The sequence below is a fragment of the Mesorhizobium sp. M2A.F.Ca.ET.042.01.1.1 genome (assembly GCF_003997405.1).
Lineage (GTDB): Bacteria > Pseudomonadota > Alphaproteobacteria > Rhizobiales > Rhizobiaceae > Mesorhizobium.
Window position 1 is genome coordinate 1 of sequence record NZ_RZRX01000363.1, and the last position, 4,584, is coordinate 4,584.

Genomic DNA, 4,584 nt, shown 5'->3' on the forward strand with positions numbered 1-4,584 from the left:
CCGACGGCGTCCTGCGCTGGATCGGCGCGCCGATCGGCACGCTGGTCGGCGGCGACGAGGCGCTGAAGCCGCGCCTTGTCCTGCTTGCCGACGAACAGCTGACCGGCCCTGCCCGCGACAAGGTCGCGGCGCGCGCCGAGCGTTTCGTCAATTTCCAGATCGAGTCGCTGCTGAAGCCGCTGGTCGATCTGAAGAATGCCGACCAGCTCACCGGCATCGCACGCGGCATCGCGTTCCAGCTGGTCGAGCATTTCGGCCTGATCAATCGCCGCGACATCGCCGAAGAGATGAAGTCGCTCGATCAGGAGGGCCGCGCCGCGCTGCGCCGGCTCGGCGTGCGCTTCGGCGCCTATCATGTCTTCGTGCCGGCGCTGATCAAGCCGGCTCCGGCCGGTCTGGTGACCTTGCTCTGGGCGCTGAAGAACGACGGCAAGGACAAGCCGGGCTTCGGCGACGTGGTGCATGCGCTCGCATCGGGCCGCACCTCGGTCGTCATCGACCCCGCCTTCGACAAGACCTTCTACAAGCTCGCCGGCTATCGCAATCTCGGCCGCCGCGCCGTGCGCGTCGATATCCTCGAGCGGCTTGCCGACCTCATCCGCCCTGCGACCAACTGGAAACCCGGTCTCGGCCAGCGTCCGGACGGCGCCTATGACGGCCACGCCTTCATGGTGACGCCGCCGATGATGTCGATCCTCGGCGCCACGGCCGACGACATGGAAGAGATCCTGAAAGGTCTCGGCTATCGCTCCGAGGCGAAGCCGACCGCCGAAGTGAAGGCGAAGCTCGAAGCCCAGGACAATGCCGCCCGCGAGGCGGCGGCGGCGAAGCTGGCGGCGGAAGAAGCGGCGCGTGCCGCGCAGGCAGCAGAGGCGCAAGCCGCGGTCGCCGAGGCAACAGCCGAGGGCTCGGAGCCGGCAGTCGTCGAAGCTCCGACTGAAGCCGTCGCGGAAGCGGCGGAACCTGTCGCGGAAGTTCCTGCCGAAGCCAGCTCGGAAGCAGCACCGGAACCTGCCGTTGAAGAGCTGGCAGACGTTGCGGCCGAGGTCGCGGAAGAGGTTCCCACTGTGGAAGCCCCCGCTGCAGCGCTTCAGTCGGCCGAAGGCGCCGACGCCCTTACCTCCCCCTCGATGGGGGAGGGTAAGGCCGACGAAACACCGGCCGAAGCTGAAGAACCGAAACCTGTCCTTCTGTGGCGCCAGGCGCGTTTCGACCATCAGCGCCCGCGCCAGCGTCACGACAACCGTCGCGACAATCGCCAGCGCGGTGACCAGCCGGCGCGGGACAGCCAGACGGGCGCCGCGGGCGGCCAGCCCGGCGACCGGCCGGCCCATGAAGGCCGCCGCGAGCAGCGCGACGGCACCGGCAAGCCGCGCTTCGACCGGTCGAAATTCAATCCGAGGCCGGATGCGGGCGACCGCCGCGAGGGCGGTGAACGCCGCGAAGGGCGGCCGCAGGGCGATCGCCGGGAGGGCCGGCCTGACTGGAAGGGCAGCAGGCAGGAAGGCAAAGGCAACGCTCCGGGCGGCAAGCCGGCCTTCCAGGGCAAGCCGCGCGAGGAACGCCCGCAGCGCTTCGATCCGGATTCGCCCTTCGCCAAGCTCGCCGCCCTGCGCGACCAGCTGAAGAAATAACCTCGGTCGGTTGCGATGGTTGGAGAAGGCCGCCAGCGCATCGACAAATGGCTGTTCTTCTCGCGCGCGGTGAAGTCGCGGTCCCTGGCCGCGAAGGTCGTCGTCGCCGGACGCGTCCGCATCAATCGCGACAAAGCAGCGCAGGCCTCCGATCTGGTGAAGCCCGGCGACGTGCTGACCATCACGCTCGAGGGCCGCATCCTGGTCTGGAAAGTGCTGGATTGCGGCACACGGCGCGGGCCGGCCGATGAAGCGCGGTTGCTTTACCAGGACATGTCGCCGGCCCCGACGCCCAAAGGCGGGGCCGTTGCGGACGCCATTCCGGCGCTGCGCGAGGCCGGCAGCGGCCGCCCGACCAAACGCGAGCGCCGGCAGACCGACCGTCTGCTCGGCGACGATTGAAACATAGCCGGCCCAGCGCGTGGCCGGAGAAATTCCGCGAAACTGCGCGGCGATAAGGCTCGGTGACGCCGATCCGCTCTTCCGGCCGGAATTCCTTTCCGGCCCTCCGGCTCCGCCGGCAATCCCTACCCTTGCATGCGGCGGGCAAAGGCGTTACCTCAGCCAAAAAGCCCAACAAAATGGGACGTTCCGGAGCCTGCAATGACCTATGTCGTGACCGACAATTGCATCAAATGCAAATACATGGACTGCATCGAGGTCTGTCCGGTCGACTGTTTCTACGAGGGCGAGAACATGCTCGTCATCCATCCCGACGAGTGCATCGACTGCGGCGTGTGCGAGCCCGAATGCCCGGCGGACGCGATCAAGCCGGACACCGAGGGCGGTCTCGACAAATGGTTGCAGGTCAACGCCGAATACGCCGAGAAGTGGCCCAACATCACGGCCAAGAAAGAACCGCCCGCCGACGCCAAGACCTTCGACGGCGAGACCGGGAAGTTCGAGAAATATTTCTCGGCCGAACCCGGCGAGGGTGACTGAGAAAGAGGCCGATAGCCGTGGCATGACGCGGCGTAACGGGGCCGACACAAATACTGTCTTGACAGGCAGCACTGCCGCTTGGCGTTAGCGAACGCGGCAAAACCTTGATTCTTCCGACTTTTTGTGTTACATAAGCAAAACATGCCGGTGACACGACGTCGATTTATGGCGCTAACGCCCCAAATCACTGAAAGGTGAGCTTTTAATTCCGGACCAGAGCGATCTGGGGCAGGCGGTCGCATTCGTGCGATATGCCGGCCCCCTGCTTTTCCGGTGGGTTCATCCTGTTGCGCGGCTAACGGTCGGCTACCGCCGGCCCCATGGGTTCGCGCCGGCATGATGCCGGCGGCACAACTAAGGAGTTCAGGGCGTAATGGCAACGATCACCCCGCAGAAGAAGTCCACCGCGGCCCGCCACGGGTTCAAGACCGGCGAGTTCATCGTCTATCCGGCGCATGGCGTCGGCCAGATCGTGGCGATCGACGAGCAGGAAGTTGCGGGTCACAAGCTGGAACTGTTCGTCATCGATTTCCAGAAGGACAAGATGCGGCTGAAGGTGCCGGTCGCCAAGGCGACCTCGATCGGCATGCGCAAGCTGTCGGAAGAGGATTATGTCGACCGCGCGCTGAAGGTCGTACAGGGCCGCGCCCGCATCAAGCGCACCATGTGGTCGCGCCGCGCCCAGGAATATGATGCCAAGATCAATTCCGGCGACCTGATCTCGATCTCGGAAGTCGTCCGCGATCTCTACCGCGCCGACAACCAGCCGGAGCAGTCCTATTCCGAGCGCCAGCTCTATGAAGCCGCGCTCGACCGCATGGCTCGTGAGATCGCCGCGGTGAACCGCATGTCGGAGACCGAGGCGGTGCGTCTCATCGAGGTCAATCTCAACAAGGGCCCGAAGCGCGGCGCCAAGGCTGACAACGAAGAATCCGAACAGGAAGAAGCTGCCTGAGCTTTTTCGCCTTTAAGTTACGAAGAACCCGGCCTCGCGCCGGGTTTTTTGTTCTGAAAGGCCTATCGAAGGTTACGCGCCTCCCCCTTCCTTCTGCGCCTCCTCCTGCCTGAGCGAGGCGATGAAACGTTTCGTCCGCTCGCGCTCCGGATTGTCGAACACGACCGAGGCCGGACCCTTCTCGACGATCGCGCCGGCATCGAGAAAGACGACCTCCTCAGCGATCTTGGAGGCGAGCCTGAGATCATGCGTGGCCATCACCATGGTCGTGCCCTCGCGGGCCAGCTGCCCAAGCACGTCGACCACTTCCTGAGCCAGTTCCGGATCGAGCGCCGAGGTCGGCTCGTCGCAGAGCAGCACGCGCGGCGACGGCGCAAGCGCCCGGGCGATCGCCACGCGCTGCTGCTGGCCGCCCGACAGCGTTGCCGGCCAGGCATCGGCCTTGTGCGCCATGCCGACCTTTTCGAGCAGCGCCATCGCTCGCTCGCGCGCCCTCGGCTCGGGCCATTTCAGCACCGTCACCAGCCCTTCCATGACATTCTCGATCGCCGTGCGATGCGGGAAGAGCTGGAAGTTCTGGAACACCATGCCGGTCTGCAGGCGTATGCGCTGGATATCTTTTGCCGGCACCTTGCCGCCCGGATGGAACGCAAGCGTCTCCTCGCCGATGCGCAAGGAGCCGGAAGTCGGGATCTCCAGCAGGTTGATGCAACGCAGGAGCGTGCTCTTGCCCCCGCCGGAAGGGCCGACCAGCGCCGTGACGCTGCCCTCGTCGATGCTGACGGTGACGCCCTTCAGGACAAGATTGTCGCCAAAACGCTTCTCGATGTCGGTAAGGCCGATCATGAATTGGCCTCCAGGAAGCCGCCATAGCGGTTGAGCCGCACCTCCAGCCGCGCCTGCAGCGCCGACAGCACCGAGCTCAGCACGAGATAGAGCGCCGCCGCCTCGACATAGAGGATCAGCGGCTCATAGGTGGTGGCGACGATGCGCTGCGCGGCCTGGAACATCTCGGGCACCGTGATGGCGGCCGCCAGCGAGGTGTCCTTGACC

4 protein-coding genes and 2 pseudogenes are annotated in these 4,584 nt (G+C 65.6%); 4 read left to right on the forward strand and 2 right to left on the reverse strand.

Going from position 1 to position 4,584, the window contains the following annotated elements; genetic code table 11:
• The 4 genes and pseudogenes from EOA23_RS31755 to EOA23_RS31770 all read left to right on the forward strand — a co-directional run.
• Positions 1 to 1,634 (forward strand): annotated as a pseudogene (locus tag EOA23_RS31755) (helicase); the annotation flags it as partial.
• A gap of 15 nt (positions 1,635 to 1,649) precedes the next feature.
• Positions 1,650 to 2,036: an RNA-binding S4 domain-containing protein gene (locus EOA23_RS31760; RefSeq protein ID WP_126064026.1), complete on the forward strand. Its 387-nt coding sequence runs from the start codon at positions 1,650 to 1,652 to the stop codon at positions 2,034 to 2,036.
• Positions 2,037 to 2,237: 201 nt separating this feature from the next.
• Positions 2,238 to 2,576 (forward strand): ferredoxin FdxA, encoded by a 339-nt coding sequence (gene fdxA, locus EOA23_RS31765; RefSeq protein WP_041004757.1) that lies wholly within the window; start codon positions 2,238 to 2,240, stop codon positions 2,574 to 2,576.
• A gap of 373 nt (positions 2,577 to 2,949) precedes the next feature.
• Complete coding sequence (locus tag EOA23_RS31770; RefSeq protein WP_095816705.1) at positions 2,950 to 3,531, forward strand: CarD family transcriptional regulator; 582 nt, start codon at positions 2,950 to 2,952, stop codon at positions 3,529 to 3,531.
• A gap of 72 nt (positions 3,532 to 3,603) precedes the next feature.
• Here the strand turns inward: EOA23_RS31770 and EOA23_RS31775 are convergent, their stop codons facing one another.
• Entirely contained in the window at positions 3,604 to 4,377 is a 774-nt protein-coding gene (locus tag EOA23_RS31775) for an amino acid ABC transporter ATP-binding protein (RefSeq protein WP_127307003.1), read from the reverse strand.
• Positions 4,374 to 4,584, reverse strand: a pseudogene (locus tag EOA23_RS31780) (cysteine ABC transporter permease); the annotation flags it as partial. The gene EOA23_RS31775 and the pseudogene EOA23_RS31780, both read right to left, overlap by 4 nt.